At 47.5% G+C, this 20,551-nt stretch carries 19 protein-coding genes; 10 read left to right on the top strand and 9 right to left on the bottom strand.

Features of this window, described 5'->3' with window-relative positions; genetic code table 11:
• Positions 1 to 27 precede the first annotated feature (27 nt).
• The 3 genes from H065_RS0108785 to H065_RS0108795 form a co-directional block, all read right to left on the bottom strand.
• Positions 28 to 486, bottom strand: a complete 459-nt coding sequence (locus H065_RS0108785) for a copper amine oxidase N-terminal domain-containing protein (protein WP_017812673.1) — start codon at positions 484 to 486, stop codon at positions 28 to 30.
• Between the two features lie 187 nt (positions 487 to 673).
• Positions 674 to 1,126, bottom strand: a complete 453-nt coding sequence (locus tag H065_RS25615) for a copper amine oxidase N-terminal domain-containing protein (RefSeq protein ID WP_017812674.1) — start codon at positions 1,124 to 1,126, stop codon at positions 674 to 676.
• Between the two features lie 136 nt (positions 1,127 to 1,262).
• Positions 1,263 to 1,715, bottom strand: coding sequence for a copper amine oxidase N-terminal domain-containing protein (locus H065_RS0108795; protein ID WP_017812675.1), 453 nt, complete (start codon positions 1,713 to 1,715; stop codon positions 1,263 to 1,265).
• 582 nt (positions 1,716 to 2,297) lie between these two features.
• On the opposite strand from H065_RS0108795, the gene H065_RS0108800 reads away from it, so the two are divergent.
• The 5 genes from H065_RS0108800 (at position 2,298) to H065_RS25620 (ending at position 8,108) form a co-directional block, all read left to right on the top strand.
• On the top strand, positions 2,298 to 3,587 hold the full coding sequence (locus H065_RS0108800) for an ABC transporter substrate-binding protein (RefSeq protein ID WP_051058709.1): 1,290 nt from the start codon (positions 2,298 to 2,300) through the stop codon (positions 3,585 to 3,587).
• A 282-nt stretch (positions 3,588 to 3,869) separates the two neighbouring features.
• Positions 3,870 to 4,769, top strand: coding sequence for a carbohydrate ABC transporter permease (locus H065_RS0108805; protein ID WP_017812677.1), 900 nt, complete (start codon positions 3,870 to 3,872; stop codon positions 4,767 to 4,769).
• Between the two features lie 132 nt (positions 4,770 to 4,901).
• Positions 4,902 to 5,678: a carbohydrate ABC transporter permease gene (locus tag H065_RS0108810; RefSeq protein ID WP_407944396.1), complete on the top strand. Its 777-nt coding sequence runs from the start codon at positions 4,902 to 4,904 to the stop codon at positions 5,676 to 5,678.
• 78 nt (positions 5,679 to 5,756) lie between these two features.
• Entirely contained in the window at positions 5,757 to 6,938 is a 1,182-nt protein-coding gene (locus tag H065_RS0108815; protein WP_017812679.1) for a rhamnogalacturonan acetylesterase, read from the top strand.
• 42 nt (positions 6,939 to 6,980) lie between these two features.
• On the top strand, positions 6,981 to 8,108 hold the full coding sequence (locus H065_RS25620; protein ID WP_017812680.1) for a glycoside hydrolase family 88/105 protein: 1,128 nt from the start codon (positions 6,981 to 6,983) through the stop codon (positions 8,106 to 8,108).
• 196 nt (positions 8,109 to 8,304) lie between these two features.
• Here H065_RS25620 and H065_RS0108825 read toward each other — a convergent pair whose 3' ends face one another.
• Both H065_RS0108825 and H065_RS0108830 read right to left on the bottom strand, forming a co-directional pair.
• Positions 8,305 to 9,441, bottom strand: coding sequence for a hypothetical protein (locus tag H065_RS0108825; protein WP_017812681.1), 1,137 nt, complete (start codon positions 9,439 to 9,441; stop codon positions 8,305 to 8,307).
• Between the two features lie 165 nt (positions 9,442 to 9,606).
• On the bottom strand, positions 9,607 to 10,512 hold the full coding sequence (locus tag H065_RS0108830) for a DMT family transporter (protein ID WP_026136120.1): 906 nt from the start codon (positions 10,510 to 10,512) through the stop codon (positions 9,607 to 9,609).
• A 356-nt stretch (positions 10,513 to 10,868) separates the two neighbouring features.
• On the opposite strand from H065_RS0108830, the gene H065_RS25625 reads away from it, so the two are divergent.
• On the top strand, positions 10,869 to 12,272 hold the full coding sequence (locus H065_RS25625) for an aminotransferase-like domain-containing protein (protein WP_017812683.1): 1,404 nt from the start codon (positions 10,869 to 10,871) through the stop codon (positions 12,270 to 12,272).
• On the opposite strand, the gene H065_RS0108840 is transcribed toward H065_RS25625, so the two are convergent.
• From H065_RS0108840 to H065_RS0108850, 4 genes are all read right to left on the bottom strand, one after another.
• On the bottom strand, positions 12,269 to 13,012 hold the full coding sequence (locus H065_RS0108840; protein WP_017812684.1) for an SDR family oxidoreductase: 744 nt from the start codon (positions 13,010 to 13,012) through the stop codon (positions 12,269 to 12,271). The two genes, H065_RS25625 and H065_RS0108840, sit on opposite strands and share 4 nt — an antisense overlap.
• 345 nt (positions 13,013 to 13,357) lie before the next feature.
• Positions 13,358 to 14,674 (bottom strand): glutamate-1-semialdehyde 2,1-aminomutase, encoded by a 1,317-nt coding sequence (locus tag H065_RS0108845; RefSeq protein WP_017812685.1) that lies wholly within the window; start codon positions 14,672 to 14,674, stop codon positions 13,358 to 13,360.
• Between the two features lie 2 nt (positions 14,675 to 14,676).
• Positions 14,677 to 14,898, bottom strand: a complete 222-nt coding sequence (locus tag H065_RS25630; RefSeq protein ID WP_017812686.1) for a hypothetical protein — start codon at positions 14,896 to 14,898, stop codon at positions 14,677 to 14,679.
• 63 nt (positions 14,899 to 14,961) lie between these two features.
• On the bottom strand, positions 14,962 to 16,074 hold the full coding sequence (locus tag H065_RS0108850) for an LCP family protein (RefSeq protein ID WP_017812687.1): 1,113 nt from the start codon (positions 16,072 to 16,074) through the stop codon (positions 14,962 to 14,964).
• A gap of 320 nt (positions 16,075 to 16,394) precedes the next feature.
• On the opposite strand from H065_RS0108850, the gene H065_RS0108855 reads away from it, so the two are divergent.
• The 4 genes from H065_RS0108855 (at position 16,395) to H065_RS0108870 (ending at position 20,528) form a co-directional block, all read left to right on the top strand.
• Complete coding sequence (locus H065_RS0108855) at positions 16,395 to 17,420, top strand: ABC transporter ATP-binding protein (protein ID WP_017812688.1); 1,026 nt, start codon at positions 16,395 to 16,397, stop codon at positions 17,418 to 17,420.
• On the top strand, positions 17,413 to 18,207 hold the full coding sequence (locus H065_RS0108860; RefSeq protein WP_017812689.1) for an ABC transporter permease: 795 nt from the start codon (positions 17,413 to 17,415) through the stop codon (positions 18,205 to 18,207). The genes H065_RS0108855 and H065_RS0108860 overlap by 8 nt, the downstream gene beginning before the upstream one ends.
• Before the next feature lie 4 nt (positions 18,208 to 18,211).
• Entirely contained in the window at positions 18,212 to 18,997 is a 786-nt protein-coding gene (locus tag H065_RS0108865) for an ABC transporter permease (RefSeq protein WP_017812690.1), read from the top strand.
• Positions 18,998 to 19,745: 748 nt separating this feature from the next.
• Entirely contained in the window at positions 19,746 to 20,528 is a 783-nt protein-coding gene (locus H065_RS0108870; RefSeq protein ID WP_017812691.1) for a hypothetical protein, read from the top strand.
• The last annotated feature ends 23 nt before the right edge of the window (positions 20,529 to 20,551 follow it).

The following is a 20,551-nucleotide window of genomic DNA, read 5'->3' on the forward strand; positions in this document are numbered from 1 at the left end:
GAGATGACATGGCAATTATAATCGTATTTAATTTTTATTTAGATTAGGATTTGTAATATAAATACTAGCATCATTTCCTTTTTTCACCCAAGTGACTTTTGCTCCCGAAGATTCAGCAACAAAACGTAAGTTCACATTAAAACTATTGTTGTTAGGATCAATAAATGGCGGAGCCAACAAATCCACTTTTTCACCATTTACATAAGCTGTATAAGAATTGTTGGTTAATGTAATCGTTGTTTTATCATTTTTGGCAGTTACTGATTTTTTATTGCTATCCCAATCAACTGTCATATTAAGTTTTTCAAAAATGGGTCTGAAAGGAACATAAGTTACACCTTTTGAGCCTATTCCAGCAAAGATATCGAGCTGTTGATTATTTACATAAACTGCTGGTTTTTCGCGCGAGGCATGGACAACATTTAAAGATGGGATAAGCAGTATAACGGATAGGATAAGAACAAAAAATAATTTAAATGATTTCATTTAAACCTCCACAGCTTTATTAATGACTACACGTTAAATATTGCAATTAAAAAGTATTCCATCCTATACTGGTCTCAAACTGACCAACATATCGTTGATAGTATGATGTGATTTTTAATAATAAAAACATCTCATTTCAACCTTGTTTAGATTGAAATGAAATTTTTTATTTGGATCACATTATTCATTATTTCAAATTAGGATTTGTGATATTAATATTTGCATCCGTTTCATTTTTAGACCAGTCCACTGTTGCCCCTGTGGATTCTGCGACAAAACGCAAATTTACATACAACAGTTTATCATAGGGATCATAGACTGGAGGTTCTAATAGTTTCACCTCTTTGTCATTAACATAAGCTATATACGAATTATTAGTTAATGTGATAGTTGTACTTCCATTAGTAGCTTTTACTGATTTTTTGATATTATCCCAAGTTACTGTCATATTCAATTTTTCAAAAATGGGTCTGAACGGGACATAAGTTACACCAATTGTTGAGACTACAGCATAGATATCCATCTTTTGATTGTTTACATAAACTACAGGTTTTTCGCGCGAGGCTTGGGCAACATTTAAAGAGGGAATAAGGAGGACAACTGATATTATAAGAACAAAAAATAATTTAGGCGACTTCATTAGAACCTCCACAGTTTTTTTAATAATGAAACGTTACATAATGGAATTAAAAAGTATTTCATCCTATTTTGATGTCAAAATGACCAATATATCGTTGATAGTATGATGTGATTTTTTATTTAGCTCATATTGCTCATTATTTCAAATTAGGATTTGTAATATAAATGTTTGCATCCGTTTTATTTTTAGACCAGTTCACTGTTGCTCCTGTTGATTCAGCGACAAAGCGTAAATTCACATAAAATAGTTTGTCATCTGGATTGTAGAATGGAGGATTAATTAGTTTCACCGCTTTATCATTGACGTATGCTGTGTAAGAATCATTAGTTAATATAATAGTTGTAGTTCCATTAGTAGCTGTTACTGACTTTTTGTCGTTGTCCCAATTTACGGTCATATTGAGTTTATCAAATATCGGTCTAAATGGAACATAGGTAACATCTACTGCAGAGACATTTGCATAAATATCCAGCTTTTGATTATTCACATAAACGTTGGGTTTTTGTAAAGAAGCATGTGTTAGATTAGAAAATGTAAAAGTAAGCATCAGTGCAAGTGTCAAGGTAGATGATAACTTTTTGAGTTTCATTTTAACCTCCACAATGTTATTAAAGTTTGCTTATCGCTTTGAGTAGTATTTGCAATGACTAATTGAGGAACAGAGTGAGCAGATTCTTCATACAGATAAACATGGTTTTCATCTTAGGTAATATAATCGTATGTAGTATTATCATAAATCGTGGTTGTTGCTGTTAGACTTCGTTTGGAGCTATGTTCTTTAGAATTGCCAAGAGAAATTCTTTCTCTTTATTGTAACTTCATGAATTAATTTACACTTTTATTATGGAAAAGTAAACATAAAAATACACATAACAACGTGATTATATTATTATATTTCCTTTGGAATTCAGAAGAAATTAGAATCTGGAATAGCCAAGTTAATAGGTTCTGCATTTTAATATCATGCACTTGAATATTTAGAACACTCTGTTTTTTAAACCAAAACATCGGATTTGTGTATTCATTTGCTTTCCAGCATTTGAGAGAATAAAGGCGTACCCAATATGAAAGCGTTAACAAAATGCTACATAACACTGTTTATACTTGATTCCAGACTTAATGTTCACACTTGCACAGCTGCCTAACCACGAAAGGGGAGACTGAAATGAAGATGAGAAAGACAATAGCACTGGCGACGATGGTTGCGATTTTACTCCTGATTACAGCATGCGGCAATTCCGGCGGAGGCAATGCCAGCGGTGGCGCACAAGATGGCAAGACCTTGCGGATCGCCTGGTGGGGATCGGATGCGCGTCATGAATATACGCAGAAAGTTATCGATCTCTACAAGAAGCAGAACCCCGGCGTGAATATCGATATTGAATATGCTTCCTTTGACGATTACTGGAAAAAGCTTGCTCCGCAAGCTGCTGCCAACCAGCTGCCTGACATTATGCAGATGGATATCTCCTACATTAGCCAGTATGCCAAAAACGGTCAGCTGGAAGATCTCAAGCCCTACATTGGCAGCAAAATCAAGCTGGACGATGTCAGCGAGAATGTACTCAGCACCGGTCTGATCGGCGGTACGCAGTACGGTATCCCGACAGGGGTTAACGTACTCGGTTACCAGTACAACCCGGAACTGCTCAAAAAAGCAGGCATCAACGAAATCCCTGCCAACTGGACATGGGATGATTACAAAAAAATGGCCATGCAAGCCAAAGCAAAAGGCGTGTACTTTGACGAATCCATGGCAGCCGATATTTTCTTCAACTACTTCCTGAGAACCAAAGGACACTCCCTGTACAATGCAGAGGGTACTGCACTCGGTTATGAAGACGATGCATTGTTCACCGAGTTCTTCGGTACGCTGGCCGAACTGATCAAAGAAGGCGCAGTTCCTTCTCAGGAAACACTGAGCCAGAACAAGGGAATCCTGGAGGAATCCACAGTTGTCAAAGGTACCGGTATTGGTACATGGCAGTGGTCCAACCAGTTCGTTGCCCTGCAAAAAGTAGCCGATCGTCCGATGGCGCTCGCTCCAATGCTCGGACCGGATGTGGAAAAAGGAATCTACATGCAGCCAAGTATGTACTGGTCGATTGCAAGCAGCTCCAAGTCCAAAGATGAAGCCGCCAAATTTATCGACTTCTGGGTGAATAACGAAGAAGCCAACAAGCTGATCAAAGGCGAGCGCGGTGTACCAATCTCCTCCAAAATCAAGGAATCCGTTACACCGGATCTGACTGAAGCGGAAAAGCAAGTATTTGATTTCGTAAGCGAAATGGAACCAAAAGCGTCGCCAATGAGCCCGCCGCCACCAGTAGGTTCGGCAGAAGTCATCGCAACACTGGCCGACTATGTGGAGCAGATCAACTTTGGACAGACGACAGCTGCCGAGGCTGCACCGAAGTTCCGTGCAGATGCCAATGCGATCCTGTCCAACAACCAACCGTAACGTACCATCACCTGCCTTTAACGAGTAAATACAATTCCATGCGCTATCAGCAGGGATTGCCGAATAGACACAACCAGCAATGGTTCGTAGCAGTACATCACCGCCAGACCAATCAGGAACCGAACATGTAGAGATGATCAGGGAGGAAGGAGAAGCAGCAGCAGGGCGGAGTGATCGCCAGGCGGCAGGGTTCTCCTTTTCCCGGCATGTTCATCAAGTCTATAGTCGTCCATATATCCGAGACTGTCACGCAAGTATCCCCTGAAGGAGGTGCACAGATTCATGCGGAACCATTCCCTCAAGGCCAACCTGACTGGTTATGCCTTTATTAGTCCGTTTATTATCGGATTTCTGGCGTTTACGCTGATCCCGATGTTCATCTCGCTGTATCTGTCCTTTACAAGCTACAATTTGTTCAGTCCACCGCGCTGGGTGGGATTCAATAACTTTGAGAAGATGTTTACCGGTGATCCCAAGTACTGGTCTTCCGTTAAAGTCACGCTCTACTACGTATTTATCGGCGTACCGCTGCGTCTGACATTTGCCTTGTTCGTAGCGATGATCCTGAATACAGGTTCCAAAATGATCGGCACCTATCGTACGATCTACTACCTGCCATCCATCATTGGCGGCAGTGTAGCTGTATCGATCATGTGGCGTAACATTTTCAGTGAGCAGGGGATTGTAAACGGACTGCTGATGGCGCTGGGGGCTGCTCCGGTGCAGTGGTTTGGTGATCCGGGCGCTGCACTCAGCATGTTGATCACCCTGTCGGTATGGCAGTTTGGTTCTTCAATGCTGATTTTCCTAGCCGGTCTCAAAAATATTTCCCCGGAAATGTATGAAGCCGCAAGCGTGGATGGCGCACATCCAGTACGCAAATTTTTCAGTATTACGTTGCCACTGCTTAGCCCGATTATCCTGTTTAACCTGATTATGCAGACGATCAGTGCCTTTATGACATTCGTTCCGGCCTACATTATCTCCAAAGGAGAAGGCGGCCCAATGGATGGTACGATGCTGTACTCGCTGTATCTGTTCCGTCAGGCATTCATGTTCAACAATATGGGTTATGCCTCGGCGATGGCATGGGTCATGCTGATCTTTATCGGTGTACTCACACTTATTTTGTTCAAAACGTCCAAGATGTGGGTGTTCTACGAATCGGAAGGAGGGCGCTGAGTTATGGCTGAACCCAAAGTTCCTGTTAGCGAATACGGCGCTATGACTGGTACACGGCTGCAAAAAGGAGCCGTGTGGCGCAAGGTCAAGTGGCCGATCTATCATATCCTCGTCGGTGCATTGGCACTGCTCATGCTCTATCCGATCATCTGGATGTTCTTCAGTTCCTTCAAGGAAAGCCGCACGATATTCACAACCGCTACGACGCTGCTGCCTGCCGAATGGATCTGGTCCAACTATGTAACCGGTTGGCAAGGAATAGGCGGTTACTCGTTCGGTCATTATATGTGGAATTCCCTGGTGATCGTCGTACTGTCGACACTTGGCGTGGTCATCTCGTCCGCACTGATTGCTTTTGGATTTGCTCGTCTGAATTTTGTCGGTCGTAACTTCTGGTTTGGCGTCATGATGGTGACGTTGATGCTGCCGCATGATGTCGTACTGGTACCTCAGTACATCATTTTCACCAAGCTGGGCTGGCTGAATACGATCAATCCGATCGTAATTCCGCAGTTCTTCGGCGCACCGTTCTTTATTTTCCTAATGGTGCAGTTTATCCGTACGATTCCCAAAGAGCTGGATGAAGCAGCGACGATCGATGGTTGCGGCAAGTTCCGTTTGTTCATCCAGATTATTATGCCGCTGATCAAGGCTTCACTGGCGACGGCAGCGATCTTCTCCTTTTACTGGAGATGGGAGGATCTGCTCGGTCCGGTACTGTATCTGAACTCACCGGATAAATACACCGTATCCATGGGTCTAAAAATGTTCCTCGACAGCGAATCAGCCTCCAACTGGGGCGGTATGTTCGCGATGTCGATGGTGAGTCTGCTGCCGGTTATTCTTGTATTCTTCCTGTTCCAGAAACATATCGTAGAAGGCATCAGCAGCAGCGGTATCAAGGGCTAACATCCTGTTGATATGGCACGATGCTTACATCACACGATGTACCAGGTATAGTCTCTAATCTCGGGAGGGTCACCGCTTATGCAGGCAAAAGAAGGTACTACTGCAGATACCATTGTTACTCCGATCGTTCCGCAGGAATGGCATTTTGATATCGGACCCGGTGAACCGGCGGCAGGCTGTATCGGCATCTCGCCGGACAGTCTGTATACGCCGGACTACGGTCATGGATTCCTGCCCGGTGGCGAAGTGTACGGTCGCGACCGCATAGGGATGCTGGACAGAGAACAGGCAGAGCTGGTCAGTCATGTACAGACCAGCTTTTGCATTCCACTGGGAGCTACTTTTGCACTGGATGTGCCGGATGGCTGTTATCAGGTAAAGCTGACGATAGGCGATCTGCTGGCTGCCACTCACACCATTATTCGTGCAGATGGTTCACGAATGCTGCTGCCACCGATCTGTACACAGGCCGGGCAGCTGGTGGAGATGCTGTGTACGGTTGCAGTACGCAGTGGACAGCTACGGTTGTCGTTTGGCGGCAGGGCGCCCAGGCTGAATTATCTGCAGATTACAGCGGTACCGGACACACTGAAGCTGGTATTGGCAGGTGATTCCACGGTGACAGACCAACCGGCAGATGGATATCCCTATGCAGGCTGGGGACAGCTATTGCCTTCACGGCTCAAACATGATGTCTGTGTCGATAATCATGCAGTATCCGGTCGCAGCTCCAAAAGTTTTATCCAGCAAGGACGTCTGGATCGTATTCGCGAAGTGCTGCATCCCGGTGATTTTCTGTTCATCCAGTTCGGTCATAACGATGAGAAAACAGATGCTGCCCGTCATACGGATCCATTTACCACCTATAAGGAGTACCTGACCGAGTACATTACCATTGCCCGGGATCAGCAGGCAATTCCTGTCCTGCTCACCCCGGTCAGTCGACGAATTTTTGACACACAGGGCCGGCTGGAAGATACGCATGGTGATTATCTGACAGCCATGCGCGAACTGGCGGATGAACAGCAAGTTCCGCTAATTGATCTTGCCCAGCGAACCCGTCAGCTGCTGGAGAAGCTGGGACCCGAAGCCAGCAAGGAGCTGTTCGTCTGGCTGTATCCTGGCGAATATATGAATTTTCCGGCTGGATCGCAGGATAATACCCATTTCCAGGAGTACGGTGCAAGCCGGGTAGCCGATCTGGTTATCGAAGGTATCCGCGAGCTGAATCTGCAGCCGCTGACGATGTATCTCAGATGAATAAGCAGCAACTACTTCATTCCCCCAAGGAGGACGATTCTTATGCCAGCATTGCAATTTGATGAACAGCATATCAAGCAAGTGATCGATCGTGTGGTAGAACGTACATTTAATATGGACTTTCACTGGGATTGGCCGGGAGGCGTAGCTTTTTACGGAGTATGTGAAGCCTATGAAGCAACCGGCAAGCGTGAATATCTGGACCGGCTGCGTCTCTGGGTGGATGAGAATATTGCCGATGGGCTTCCGCCGCTGTCGGTCAACGGTGTCTCAATCGGTCACTGCCTGCTCACATTATATGAAGCGACCGGCGAAGAGCAGTATCTGCAGATTGCCAAAGAGATGGCTGAGTTCCTGGATACGAAGGCCGAGCGTTTTGCCGAAGGCATTTTCCAGCATACGGTCAATTCGGTGACAGATGTGTTCCCGCAGCAGGCTTGGGTGGATACGATGTTCATGGCTGGTTATTATCTGCTGCGTATCGGACATTTGCTGGGCAACCAGCGCTATTTTGATGATGGATTGCGGCAGTATCATGGTCATGAAGAGTTGCTGCAGGACCCGGACACCAATCTGTACTATCATGGCTGGGATCATATGAACCAGAATCATATGTCCTCGATCTACTGGGCACGGGGCAACTCCTGGGCTGCGCTGACCATGTCCAAAGCACTCAAATACATTCCGGTACAGCATCCATCCTATATGATTATCGACGGCTCCATGCGTGATCAGCTCAGCACGCTGGTACGTCTGCAATCACCAGAGGGATTATGGCATACGGTGCTGGATGATGAATCGTCCTATCTGGAGACGTCCGGTTCTGCAGGTATTGCGGCTGCACTGCTGACACAGGGACGCATGTACAATAAATATACACAGAAATCGATCGACGGCATCCTCGCCCGGATCAAGGATGATGGCACAGTGACCGGCGTATCGGCAGGTACAGCAGTCATGAACGATATCGATGGCTACCGTCAGGTACCGGAGAAGCGCATTCAGGGCTGGGGACAGGGATTGACCCTGACTTTCCTGGCACAGATTCTGCGTACCAAAGAAGACCTGTACGGACAAACGATGACTAAATCTGCTACTCCCGAGGTTTCTCGGACGACTGAGCAAGCGGGAGAGTCCTTGGAAGTCAAAGATGGTGTAGAGACGCTCTAAGCTGCGCCCAACGATTCTGCTTGAGCGTAACCGAAGCGTCACAGATTGTAGCTGCAAATAGCCCATATATCAGACGCTAACAAATTTTGGGCGAATTCTGTCCCAAATAAATCCCCCTTCGTATCAACGGTACCGCTATACAGCGGATCGCCCATGCGAAGGGGGATTTTGATTTGTACTTATAATTCATGGTTCATTACATCACCACAGGCACTTTGGCAATAGTGAATTCCCGATTACTATTTTCCGCCAGCAGGTACAGCATGCCCTGCTCGTATTTGATAAACCGGTAAGTGATTCGCTGGGAAGGCTCGGCAGTCTCCCATATTTTCTTGCCGCTACTGTCATACAGATACATTATCCCAGCAGCCTTGTCGGCGAGGAACAGCTGACCCTGACTGTAATCCGTTTCCCATTTGTTGTTCTGATCACCCAGTGTGCGGGTTACCTCTGCCAGCAGTTTGCCTGTTTTCACATTGTATCTGGCATAAATAGGATGCGGGACTTCGGCATTCAATCCGAGCGGATTTCGCAGAATATTGCTGGTATAAATGACAGCTTCGCCATTTTCCAGCTTCAGCTGCGCTTTGAGATTCCATGGTGTCTGGATAATATGCGGTTTGCTGGTTGCTTTTGACGTATGGAACAGTTCAAATACAGATTGGGTCTGCATCAGACGGTCTGCCTGGTAAGCAATTACCAGATCATTCCCCTGATAATCCACCCGGGTACTGATTACCTTGTCGTAGAGATGATTTTGACGGGTGGGTGAAGTGAGTGTCTGAATCGGCTTTTTCCAAGGAGACTGGTAAATGTAGATCCGGTCGCCGGACTGAATAGCGACTTTTTCTTTTTGTCCGGATTTGTCGGGAGCGGACCAGCCGATTTGAGCAGATGGTGAGCGACTTAGCCATTTCAGCATGGCATCCGTATAGCTGAATTGAGACAAAGTCTTGCCACTTGTAGACAGGACAATCTTTTGCAATTGCTGTTGATTCCGCACGATTAGTACAATTTTGGGACTACCGGGCATCATTTTGCAGCTATAGATATGGTCATAGGATTGGTTCCATTGTGCTGTGGACGTTTTCGTATCCGCCATATAGATATGCTGCTGATCCGGATCGATGAATAGAGCCTGTCCACTTGGCATGCTGATTATATCCGTATGAATATAGAAATCTTCCGGAAAAGACTGTAGATCCGCAGGTAGTCGGCTATATTCCGCAGATAGACTGGTGTTATCCGTGGCTGGCGTTTGTGCAGCATAAGCAGATAGGGGAAGTGCGCATGCCAACGTCCAAACAAGGAGCAGTATAGCTGCTCTTTTCATAATGGATTCCTTCTTTCTAGTCGATGAGTGTAGATATAGTTAGGTTAGCAATGTAATTGTACCTTAACTATACTTCATTTGACGGAGAAAGAATAATCCACCTTATAGGATCATTTGTTATCGGGTATCAGAAAGTGCCATGGAGCAGGCTGGAGTGTGAGCTGACTATTCAGAAGCACGGCTCCGTTTGCCTGTCCAATTGGTGCCAAGCACACCGACGATAATAAGTATGGCTCCAATAATATGGTAGTAATAGAGTTGCTCCTGCAAAAAGACAGTACCGGCGATCATGGAAGTGACTGTGGCAAAGTTGCTAAATACGCTCATTTGTGTCGCTTTGAGCCGGGATAGAGCATAGCTGGACAGGATCGTAGTAACAAGGGAAGACAGGATACCCAGATAAAGCAGAGCCAGAATATAGCTCGGCTGCTGCAGGGGAACGATATAGGCAGTCAGGTCGCCTTGCAGTACATGTCTGCCCAGCGTCAGCAGATTGAAAACGATGCAGGCGATAACCATGGTTACCCAGGTCAGCTCCAGCGGATTATATTTGCGGGTCAGCGGACGAGCCAATACGCCATATCCGGCGAAGCTCAGTGCCGAGCCTGCGAGCAGGGCAATACCGGCGAGACTGGCTGCGGAGAAGCTGGCGCCTCCTTTCATCGTGAACATGAAAACAACGCCCGCTACAGACAGCAGCAGAGAGAGTTTTTGCAGGAGAGATGTCTTTTCCTTGAGAAAATAAGCAGCCAGCAGCAATGTAAATACGGGCGTCATCGCCTGGATAATACCTGCTTCCGAAGAGGAAGCACTGAGCAGTCCATAGGCTTGCAGCATGAAAAATAATATCGGCGATAGCAGAGCCAGTGGCAAAATTCGCCATACATCTTTCCAGCTGATCCGGATGCGTACCCAGCCGAGCAGAATAGGAATACCTAGACCGATTACGGAAATAAGGAACCGGTGTCCCAGCACATCCAGCGGACTGGCGATATGCACAGTCATTTTCACGAATAAAAAGGAAAATCCAATAATCAACGCATAGCCCAGGGCAGCGAGATAGGCAGGCATCCGGCTATCGCTTCGGTGCTGTTCCTGTACAGATTCCCGATGATGTGAAGCTTCGGAAAGATCGGCTGAAGCAGTCGATGAGGAAGAAGATGCAGATGGATGTTGAGTTGTCATAATATACCTCCATATCGGAATGAAGCAGCTCATGTACCAAGGAGCATGCCAGCAGATAATCTACCGGCTGTATTCCAGGTGATGACTGCTTATTTAATATAGAGTTCTATCGGGTGAAGCGACAACGCATTTACCAGTCAACTGTACCAGTACAATTTGTTGGAGAGTACAACGTACTCGGTTGGAGAATCATTTATACTTGAACAGAGAACAGAGAACAGAGAACAGGGAGGAAGGGGAATATGACCAAGCATCAGCAGCTTGTAACTGCACTGGAACAGCAGATTCGCGACGGTTCACTCGTAGCCGGACAGAAGCTGCCTTCGATCCGCAAAATGTCCGCAGCCTATGGCTGCAGTCCGGCTACCGTTGTACGCGCTTATGAGCAGTTGGCGCGGGACCAGTGGGTCTACGTCATGAATCGCAGCGGTTATTATGTAGCCCGGCAGCAGCTGGATCGTCAGCATGAACATGCAATACAGCGAATCGATCTGGCTTCGGCTGCGCCGGCAGCAGAGATTTTCCCGTTTGAGGATTTTCAGAGCTGCTTGCAGGGAGCTATGCATATTTATCGGGATCAACTGTTTACCTACGGAATGCCGCAGGGGCTGCCGCCACTTCTGGAAGAAATCCGCCAACAGCTGGAAGAAGTGCAGGTATTCGCACGCCTGTCCCAACTACATATCACTTCCGGTGTACATCGGGCATTGTCCATTTTGACGATGATGCCATTCCCATCCGGCCGGGAGACGGTCCTGATCGAACAGCCGGGATATCATCTGTTGATTGAGATGCTGGAGACGCTGAAGGTTCCGGTACAGGAAATTCAGCGAACTTCGGCAGGAATCGATCTGCAGCAGCTGGAACAATTATTCCGGGAAGGCAGCATCAAATTTTTCTATGTGATGCCGCGGTTTCATAATCCGCTGGGCACTTCACTGACTGTCCGGGAAAAGAAAAAAATTGTCGCGCTGGCACATAAATACGATGTCTATCTGGTCGAAGATGATTACCTCGCTGATCTGGAGCAGCAGCCATCCAATGACCCGCTATATGCCTATGATACGTCCGATCATGTCATTTACCTGAAAAGTTATTCCAAAATTCTGTTCCCTGGTCTGCGTATCGGTGCTGCTGTTCTGCCGGATGCGCTCATCGATACCTTTGCTCGTTACAAAAGTATGCTGGACGTAGACAGCTCGGTATTATCCCAGGCAGCACTGCATGTGTACATCCGAAACGGCATGTTCACCCGTTACCGCAGCCGGATGCTGGATGCCTACCGTGAACGCATAGTTGAGCTGCAGCGTATCATTCGGGAGCTAACCGCAGATTATCCGTTTTTCGCCGAAGCATATCTGACTGATACGATCCATACCACTCTCTCGCTGCCAGCCAATTTCCCGACAGGAATACTGATTCGCCGGTTGGCTGAACAGCAGATTACTGCTGACTCCACCGATCGCTATTTCCTGAGTCACAGCCGGTATTATTCCAACCAGCTGCGAATCAATGTGTCCAACGTACCCGCCGAACAGATCGGCCCTGCTCTGCGTAAAGTCGCACACGAGATCAGCCGCCTGCTTATCAGCCCTGCCAAGCAACCGATGATATCCTCGCATCAAGCGAAGGAACCGAAAGATTAGATAAAGCCGCCATTTACGCGAATGGTCTGCCCTGTAATCCACTGCGATTTCTCGCTCACAAGGAACTCAATCACGTTTGCGATATCTTCCGGTTCACCAATACGGCCCAGTGCAGCGCTTTTACGGAGACCTTCGATCTGCTGTTCGGTTTTGCCTTCATTGAATAATTCGGTATTCACCGGTCCTGGAGCAATTGCATTGATCGTGATCTGCTTCACAGCTACTTCTTTGGCGAGTTGGCGGGTAAATTGCTCCACGGCACCCTTGGTGCCCGCATACACACTATACGCCGGGAACATCTGTCCTACGACCGAAGTGGAGAAGTTGATGATACGACCTTGTTCATTCATATGTTCCAGTGCCTGCTGGCACGCAAAAAAGGTCCCTTTGACATTCAGATTGAACTGCAGATCGAAGTCCGCTTCGGTTACTTGTGCCAGTGGTTTGTAGATATTGGCGCCTGCATTATTGATGAGGATATCCAGCTGGCCCCATACATCCATTGTACGGCTGAACAGGGATTGTACACCGTCGATACGGCTGAGGTCAGCCTGAATAGCCACCGCTTCGCCGCCTGCCTGGGTAATCTGTTCCACGACTTGCTGAGCTTTGTCCGGGCTGTTCGCATAGTTGACGACGACACGCGCTCCCATTGCACCGAGCTGCAAAGCAATCGTGCGTCCGATTCCCCGTGATGCGCCCGTAACGATAGCTACTTTATGTTGAAGTTGTTTTGACATGGTTAGTTTCCTGCTTTCTATGAGAGATGATGTGGATCTGGTTGTCTATTTCTGATGGCAACAGCATATCATACTAACTATGGAATGACGAATATTTTATTTTGTCATTCCATAGTTAGAGATTGACTGTTCGCAGCATGTTTTTTTACCGAATTTCAAAAGATCCGCATTCGCGTTCGTATAGCTACCGATTCCTGACGAAATAAAAAAAGCACCCGGAAAGGGGTGCTTTGCCATTCATCTGATCAAGCATGTACTAAAATATCTAATTAAAGTTAAAGCAATATCAGGCTGTAACATAGGAGATGGAATCATCCAGATGTATGACAGCAGGAAGTGTAAGCTTTACTTGCCTTCGGCAACCAGCTTGAGAGACTCATCCGCTGCCTGCAGTGTCAGATCGATATCCATATCTGTATGAGCGGTCGTCAGGAACCATGCTTCGTACTTGGAAGCGGCGAGACAGATACCACGATCCAGCATATGACGGAAGAAAGCAGCGAACTTCTCGCCATCCGTATCCTGGGCCTGATCATAATCCGTTACCGGATGATCGCAGAAATGCGTCGAGAACGCGCCGCGAATCCGGTTGATGGTCAATGGTACTCCATAACGCTCGGCAGATGCCTGGATACCGTCGGTCAGGCGGATCGCCAGACGTTCCATTTCGTCATACACGCCTTCACCCTGCAGAACTTCCAGACAGGCGATACCGGAGGCGATAGATGCCGGGTTGCCTGCCATTGTACCTGCCTGATAAGCAGGACCGAGCGGAGCCACCTGATCCATAATATGCTTGCGGCCGCCATACGCACCGATCGGCAGACCACCGCCGATAATTTTGCCCAGTGCAGTCAGATCGGGCATGATCTGTTCGTGATTATCGAGGCCGCTGTACGTCTGGGCAGAGCCATAATGGAAGCGGAATGCAGTAATGACTTCATCATAGATGACAAGTGCGCCATGATCATGAGCGAGCTTGCATAGTCCTTCGAGGAATCCCTTTTCCGGCATCACCATACCGAAGTTGCCGACAATTGGCTCGACCATCACCGCTGCCACTTCATCGCCCCAACGTTCCAGAGCCGCTTGCAGACCTTCCAGATTGTTAAAAGGCACTGTAATTACTTCATTCGCGATACTGGCTGGAACACCTGCGCTGTCCGGTGTACCCAGTGTGGACGGTCCGGAGCCTGCAGCGACGAGTACCAGATCGGAGTGACCATGGTAGCAGCCGGCAAATTTGATAATTTTGGTACGATTCGTGTAAGCACGTGCGACACGGATAGTGGACATAACCGCTTCAGTACCGGAGTTGACGAAGCGTACCTTGTCCATCGAAGGAATACTTTCCTTGAGCATCATGGCCATCTGGATCTCCAGCTCGGTCGGTGTACCGTACAGCACGCCATTTTCAGCAGCACGGGTAATAGCTGCTGTAATGTGCGGATGGGCATGTCCTGTAATAATCGGACCAAATGCCGCCAGATAATCGATATATTTGTTGCCATCTACATCGAAGAAGTGTGCGCCTTTGGCAGAAGCCATAAATACCGGTGCACCGCCGCCAACCGCTTTGAATGAGCGGGACGGACTGTTCACTCCACCTACAATATGTTTCAGTGCCTGTTCATACAATTGTTCAGACTTTGTGCGATTCATATCTATCTCTCCTTGGGCGCTTCCGAATCTTCAAGCGCAATTATAATAAATGCGGGCCTTTGGGCGATTGCAGCCATATGTGTATCATTACGCCGCTCTGCTGCACATACGATAACTGAAGCTGTCACCGTCACGAGTGCAGGGCAGACATAATAAAAAGCGCCCATGATCTGGGCGCTTTGTTGAATCTCATGTAGTTCGTATCCATGCCAGACCGTAACCATTTTAACACGATTACCGGTCCAGCATGAAATGAATAATGTTACTGCATGTTGTTATAGAAGCAATTAATGACTGGAACTGCCCGACAGACTGGTTGCTCCCGAGATGGAAGCAGGGGACCGAGTAGACGAGCTGGACGTAGAGCTTCCTGTACTGTTTGAGCTGCTCGTTCCATTAGTACTGCTGTCTTTGCTGCCTGAAGATACAGGGATCGGATCAGTCGTATTTTTGTTCAGAGTGTCCTGAATGAACTGCTTGAGTTTATCCTCGCTCTTCACACCGATAACGGCTGCTCCGCCTACATGTTTCTCGTCCAGCAGATCATTTGGAGGCAACTGTTCACTGCCGCTCATTTTGCTGTCATAGGCGACGCTGGCAAGCTTCCACAGATCATCCGTACTCAGATTGGTATCAATATACGGATTAATCTGCTCCAGAATATCCGGCAGCTTCATGATCGACGTGGTAGACTTGAGCTTGTCGCCGACTGCAGTCAGGAAGGCACGCTGCCGCTCGGTACGGGTAAAGTCGGATGTCGCATCATGGCGGAAACGAACATACTGAAGTGCCGTTTTGCCGTCGAGATGCTGCATACCTGCTTTGAGATCAATATCGTATACGTGTTTATCCGCTGCACTGGTGTAGTGCATATCTTTTTCTACTTTGAAATCAATACCGCCTACCGCATCCACCAGCTTGATAAAGCCCTGGAAGTCGGTATATACGTAATACTGCACGGGAATGCCGAGCAGATCACTGACTGTCTTCATAGCGGTATTCGGACCGTGAGTAATCGCGCTATTGATCCGGTTCTCGCCATAACCCGGGATATCTACATACGTATCACGCAGGATGGAGAACAGATGAATCGTCTTTTTGACCGGATCGAGTGAAGCGACCAGCATCGTATCCGAACGCGGAATTTCGCCATCGTCGGAGTTACGGGAATCGACACCCATCAGCAGGATATTAACAGGTTCGGTTCCGGTCCATACCGGCGGGGCTGCTGCAGCAACGGTATTGGTAGGTACATTTTTGAATGGAGAGGCATCCCCGGTTTTCTGCAGGGCACCAATCTGGTTATATACAGCTGTGAAGTAGTAAATCGCATAGCCTATGATCGCGACGGCGATAATGCCGAGGCTCCAAAGCAACGTTCGCTTTGTTTTTACATTCATGCACGTTCTTCCTTTCAACAATAAGGTTAGCCATGTATTGGATGTGCTTTCTATTCGGTGTCATCTGTACATCTGCAAGGAGCAGGCAGCTGACGGGCATCTGCGAAATACCCAGTGGATAAAAGTTAGTTACTTTGCATTGTCTTAACAACACCCGTACATTATAATTTCTTTTCAGGCAACAATCAATTATCACACAACCATGGAACAAGTAAGTTAGCTACCGTCAACTCCCCCTTGGCTCTGTGTGTGATTATACTGTTCCTCCGCACTACAAAAAAGACCCCAAAAGTTACAAATGGGTCACAAAGGAGACATTCATGCAGGCGATAGAAGTACAGGATCTACGCAAGAACTTCCGGATTCAGCAGAGCCGGGGCGGACTCAAGGGTGCGCTGCAGGATCTGTTTGCCCGCGAATACCGGGAAGTAGCAGCGGTTAACGATATCAGCTTTACGATTCCGCAGGGCGAAATCTGCGGATACATCGGAGAAAATGGAGCCGGCAAATCAACCACGATCAAGATGCTGACAGGCATCCTGGTGCCGACTTCCGGTCATATCAAGGTCAACGGCTATGTGCCGTATCAGGAGCGCGAGAAGTTTGTACAGGGGATCGGCGTCGTATTCGGACAGCGCAGTCAGTTGTGGTGGGATATCGGTGTTATTGAGTCATTCCAGCTGCTGCGCAAGGTATATCAGGTATCCGAAGCCGATTTCAAAAAGAGACTGGATGAGCTCGTAGAGCGTCTGCAGCTGCAGGAACTGCTCAGTCGCCCGGTGCGCAAGCTCAGTCTTGGTCAGCGAATGCGCTGCGAATTGGTAGCGGCGCTGCTGCATAATCCATCGATTGTTTTTCTGGATGAGCCGACGATTGGACTGGATATCGTCGTCAAATCGGAAATTCGTGAATTCCTCAAAGATCTGAATCGTACACAGGGCACGACGATTCTGCTGACGACCCATGATCTGCAGGATATCGAAGCACTCTGCTCACGGGTCATTATGCTCGATGCAGGCAGCATTATTTATGATGGCGGTCTGGATGATCTCAAGACTCGCTGGGGACGTGGTCGTGAAGTCCGCTTCCAGTTTGGCGGAGCCGTACAGGCTGCCCAGCTGAATACATGGACGATGGGGCTGCCGGTCACGTGGACACAGGAGAGCGATCTGGTCGCTACCGCGCTCGTACCCGCAGATATGGCGGTATCGGATGTGTTTTCCCGTGTATTGGGTCAGGCAGAAGTGACGGATGTACAGATCTCGGAGACGAGTACAGACGAAATCGTACGCCAGATTTACAGTTCGGGCTCGGCGGAGAAGCCGGAGGAACAGCCGCATGTCTAGTCTGTATCTGGATTTTATTCGCATCCGATTCCTTACGATGCTGGCCTACCGGGTCAATTATTATTCCGGCATTCTGGTCTATACACTTAATATCGGGGTGTACTATTTCACCTGGCAGGCAATATACGGCGGCAAGGAGCAGATTGCCGGCTTTACGGCTGCGCAAATGACGACCTATGTAGCTGTATCCTGGATGGCACGAGCATTTTACTTTAATAATCTGGACCGGGAGATTGCAACCGAGATTCGTGACGGTACGATCGCAATCCAGTTTATTCGTCCGTATAACTACCTGCTGGTGAAGATGATGCAGGGGTTTGGCGAGGGGATTTTCAGGTTTACGATGTTTATGATTCCGGGCATGATTATTGCGGTGCTGTTGTTCCCGGTGCAGCTGCCGACCAGTCCGGTATCCTGGATTGGGTTTCTGGTGATGCTGTTTTTCAGCTTTTTGATTAATTCGCAGATTAATATCCTGATTGGCCTGATGGCCTTTTTTATTGAAAATAATGATGGACTGATGCGCATGAAGCGGGTGGTCGTCGATTTGTTCTCCGGCCTGCTGATTCCGATCAGCTTTTTCCCGGGCTGGCTGACCAGCATTATGAATTTCCTCCCGTTTCAGGCGATCACGTATTTGCCGGGTTCGGTATTTACCGGACGTGTTCAGGGCACAGGGATTCTTGAAGTACTTGGCATTCAGGTGATCTGGTTCCTGATTCTGCTGATACCGATTTATTTTACATGGCGCGCTGCCCGGGTGCGGCTGTTCGTACAGGGGGGCTGAGTCGATGTATTATCTGGGTTTGATCTGGGAATACTTTACCAACTATGTGAAAACAAGATTGACCTATCGCGCCGACTTCTGGGTAGAAGTGATCTCGGATCTGCTGTTCCAGGCAACTAACCTGATCTTTATCTTCGTTGTATTTGCCCATACCGAGACACTGGGTGGATTTACCGAAGCGGAAGTGGTTTTTGTCTATGGATACTTCATGGTGCCGTACGGGCTGTATAGCTGCTTTATTAATCTGTGGAACTTTGGTGACCGCTATATTGTCAAAGGCGAGATGGACCGCATTCTGACGCGTCCAGCGCACAGCCTGTTCCAGATTTTCCTGGAGAATCTGGATCCGCCATCACTGATCGGCTCGGTGATCGGTATTATCATCATGATCTGGAGCGGTGGACAGCTGGGTCTGGAAATGGAATGGTGGTATATTCCGGTGCTGATTATCATGACGATCGGTTCGACGCTGATCTATGCTGGAATCTACATTATACTGACTTCGGTCTCGTTCTATTCGGACTCGCCGACTGGAATCATTCCGCTGATGGTGAATATCCAGACATACGGACGTTACCCGATCACCATCTACAACCGTGCGATTCAGATCATTCTGACCTGGGTGCTGCCGTTTGCTTTTGTCGGGATCTATCCGGCAGCTTTGTTCTTGCAGCGGCAGGAGATGATGGCAATGGCCTGGTTGACGCCGGTCATGGGCATTGTGTTTTTCACAGCGAGTCTGCTGCTGTGGAACAGCGGTGTGAAGAGATATCGCGGGGCGGGGTCTTGAGCATCCTTTCATAGTCAATTATTATGAGGATGTTCAGCTTGGTTAAACGGTAATCGCGATTGTTTTTGTGATTATAGATGTAAAGTAGTTGCAAAGTGATAAATAATATGGGACGGAATATATATGATACATCGCTCCGAAAAGGGATGATCCTGCCTGCCTCTGGTTAAGATTGGATATTTTGAACTACCGTTGATCGCGGTAAATATCCAATCTTAAAGATCGGCTTGCCGGATCATTCCCTTTCCTCCGCTACGAGTAGTTGTCTTCATCTACTGCTGATTCATGGCTGGATTTTAGATCCTGACATTTATCAAAGTTATAATTGTAATTAAATTTTAGTTCAAATGCCAGCAAGGCGTGTTCAGCGCCTGTGCTGGCATTTTATATTTCAGACCATTTACCAGCAAACATTTAATTTGCCTTTTCACTCCTCAGTAGATAACGCTTGTCCTCACAATATACAGAGCGAAAGGAAGGGAATTCTGCCAGAGACCGACATTTAAGCTTGGATATTTACCGCTGTAAGCGGTCGTTCAAAATATCCGGGCTTAACCGGAGGGAGCCGGCAGAATCCCTTCCTGCAGCGGTGTCTAATCTCCCACACCTGCGTTATTCTTTTCCTCCCACAATATTTCCTGATTTAAAAAACATTGGAAACTAACCAAGGAACATGGTACTATATTCAACGGACTAAAATTAGATAATATTACCTAGTTAATTTTAACTACATAATGGAGGAATTAAAATGGCATTTTGCACAAAATGTGGTACCCAGCTTCAAGAGAATGAAATACATACCTGTATGGCGAGTCAGTCGTCACCCGAACCTGTATCCGCATCAGCGCCACTGGTTATGACGGCGAGAGAGCAACTAGCACGAGTAGATCGGCACAAGATTCTGAATTTGCTGAAAAACCCCATGTCTGCGCTCCATCTCAAAGGAGATAGTGACTGGTTGTACGGACTGCTCGGTATTATTGCATCATTAATTGGTTTTGTTCTATGGAGCTGGTCCTTCAAGCATCAGCTGATCAAAGCGATGATCAGCCAGTTTGGCGGTCTGATGAGGGATGATAGTAAAGCGTACAGCAATGCATATAGCAATGCGAGCGAATATATGCCTATCGTTAATCATATGTTCATCCTTGGTCTCGTATCACTGATCGTTATGCTGGCGGCTGTTTTCCTGCTGGGAAGCAAGCTCGGTACGCAGCGTACAGACTGGAAGAACAGTCTGGTTCAGCTGGGCGGTCTGCAATTAGTCGCTGGAGCAGTCCTGATCGTAGCTGCACTGGTAATGTTTGTATCGGTCAAAGCTTCGTTTGTACTACTGCTTACAACGATTATAGCTGCACTGGCTTTGACGCTGTATGCAGGTATAGAGCTGTTCCGTATCAACCGCGAACGTGCCGTCTGGTTTATTGCGGCAGCTGTATTGATTCAGGTCATCGCTGAACTGATCGTATTTAATTCTTTTGGTACCGAGCTGATGGATGCATTCAAAGGAATGGGCGGAGATTTGTTCTAAAAGAGCCCCAATAGGGTAACATG

The sequence above is a fragment of the Paenibacillus shenyangensis genome, assembly GCF_000346635.1.
Classification (GTDB): Bacteria; Bacillota; Bacilli; order Paenibacillales; family Paenibacillaceae; genus Saccharibacillus; species Saccharibacillus dauci.

Bases quoted from the DNA above. Each gene is read 5' to 3' on its own strand.
- H065_RS0108785 (WP_017812673.1), bottom strand. From the start codon at position 486: ATGAAATCATTTAAATTATTTTTTGTTCTTATCCTATCCGTTATACTG.
- H065_RS0108855 (WP_017812688.1), top strand. From the start codon at position 16,395: ATGCAGGCGATAGAAGTACAGGATCTACGCAAGAACTTCCGGATTCAG.
- H065_RS25615 (WP_017812674.1), bottom strand. From the start codon at position 1,126: ATGAAGTCGCCTAAATTATTTTTTGTTCTTATAATATCAGTTGTCCTC.
- H065_RS25630 (WP_017812686.1), bottom strand. From the start codon at position 14,898: ATGGTTACGGTCTGGCATGGATACGAACTACATGAGATTCAACAAAGC.
- H065_RS0108815 (WP_017812679.1), top strand. From the start codon at position 5,757: ATGCAGGCAAAAGAAGGTACTACTGCAGATACCATTGTTACTCCGATC.
- H065_RS0108850 (WP_017812687.1), bottom strand. From the start codon at position 16,074: ATGAATGTAAAAACAAAGCGAACGTTGCTTTGGAGCCTCGGCATTATC.
- H065_RS0108825 (WP_017812681.1), bottom strand. From the start codon at position 9,441: ATGAAAAGAGCAGCTATACTGCTCCTTGTTTGGACGTTGGCATGCGCA.
- H065_RS25625 (WP_017812683.1), top strand. From the start codon at position 10,869: ATGACCAAGCATCAGCAGCTTGTAACTGCACTGGAACAGCAGATTCGC.
- H065_RS0108840 (WP_017812684.1), bottom strand. From the start codon at position 13,012: ATGTCAAAACAACTTCAACATAAAGTAGCTATCGTTACGGGCGCATCA.
- H065_RS0108805 (WP_017812677.1), top strand. From the start codon at position 3,870: ATGCGGAACCATTCCCTCAAGGCCAACCTGACTGGTTATGCCTTTATT.
- H065_RS25620 (WP_017812680.1), top strand. From the start codon at position 6,981: ATGCCAGCATTGCAATTTGATGAACAGCATATCAAGCAAGTGATCGAT.
- H065_RS0108800 (WP_051058709.1), top strand. From the start codon at position 2,298: ATGAGAAAGACAATAGCACTGGCGACGATGGTTGCGATTTTACTCCTG.
- H065_RS0108860 (WP_017812689.1), top strand. From the start codon at position 17,413: ATGTCTAGTCTGTATCTGGATTTTATTCGCATCCGATTCCTTACGATG.
- H065_RS0108810 (WP_407944396.1), top strand. From the start codon at position 4,902: ATGCTCTATCCGATCATCTGGATGTTCTTCAGTTCCTTCAAGGAAAGC.
- H065_RS0108845 (WP_017812685.1), bottom strand. From the start codon at position 14,674: ATGAATCGCACAAAGTCTGAACAATTGTATGAACAGGCACTGAAACAT.
- H065_RS0108870 (WP_017812691.1), top strand. From the start codon at position 19,746: ATGGCATTTTGCACAAAATGTGGTACCCAGCTTCAAGAGAATGAAATA.
- H065_RS0108795 (WP_017812675.1), bottom strand. From the start codon at position 1,715: ATGAAACTCAAAAAGTTATCATCTACCTTGACACTTGCACTGATGCTT.
- H065_RS0108865 (WP_017812690.1), top strand. From the start codon at position 18,212: ATGTATTATCTGGGTTTGATCTGGGAATACTTTACCAACTATGTGAAA.
- H065_RS0108830 (WP_026136120.1), bottom strand. From the start codon at position 10,512: ATGCCTGCCTATCTCGCTGCCCTGGGCTATGCGTTGATTATTGGATTT.